Source organism: Nostoc sp. (assembly GCF_036917755.1).
GTDB lineage: Bacteria > Cyanobacteriota > Cyanobacteriia > Cyanobacteriales > Nostocaceae > Nostoc.
On the sequence record NZ_JBALFC010000103.1, the window covers coordinates 1 to 1,019 of the forward strand.

General features: G+C 44.9%; 1 protein-coding gene. It reads left to right on the forward strand.

What is annotated here, in order from left to right; translation table 11 throughout:
• Positions 1–908, forward strand: a 908-nt coding sequence (locus V7L05_RS21960; RefSeq protein ID WP_335167094.1) for an aldo/keto reductase, incomplete at its 5' end; no start/stop codon positions are given.
• Positions 909–1,019 lie beyond the last annotated feature (111 nt).

Sequence of the window (1,019 nt, forward strand, 5' to 3'; positions counted from 1 at the left end):
AGTTTTACAGCGGTCGTGATGAAATTGAGGCGATCGCTACTATCCACCGTGCATTAGAACTTGGGGTAAATTTCCTCGACACTGCTGATATGTATGGCCCGTTTACCAACGAGCAATTAGTAGGCAAAGCAATTATTGATCGTCGAGACAAAGTAGTATTAGCAACCAAGTTTGGTAATGTCCGTACTGAAGACGGCGGTTGGAAAGGCGTTAGTGGCAGGCCAGAATATGTCCATCAATCTTGTGATGCTTCACTTAAACGGCTGGGGATTGAGACAATTGACCTCTATTATCAACATCGGGTCGATCCTAATGTGCCAATAGAAGATACCGTAGGAGCAATGGCAGAGTTAGTCAAACTTGGTAAAGTGCGCTATCTAGGACTTTCCGAAGCTGCTCCGGCGACAATTCGACGGGCGCAGGCAACCCACCCAATTACTGCACTTCAAACAGAGTATTCTTTGTGGAGCCGCGACCCAGAAGATGAAATTTTATCTACTGTACGAGAGCTAGGAATTGGTTTTGTGGCTTACAGTCCGCTTGGTCGTGGATTTTTATCGGGAGCCATCACCCGTCCTGAAGACCTTGCACCAGATGATGCCCGCAGAAATCATCCTCGTTTTCAAGGGGAGAATTTTTTGCTGAATCTGCAATTAGTGGAAAAAGTCAAGGAAATCGCTCAACAAAAGCAAGTCACACCTAGCCAACTTGCTCTCTTATGGCTATTAGCTCAAGGTGAAGATATTATCCCAATTCCTGGTACAAAGCGACGCACCTATTTGGAGGAAAACATTGCAGCTACTTCCATGACTCTTACTTCAGATGAACTCGCTCAAATTGAGGCAGTTGCACCAAAAGGGATTACCGCAGGCTTACGCTACCCTGATATGAGTACTGTTAATCGTTAAGTTAGTTACCGAACTGGTAAGTAAGTTTTCATTCCCAGTTCAAATAAGTTAGCTGAAACAGCAAGAAACTTCACGTCTCAACCGATAAGGGAGCATGAGATTAATTGCGCG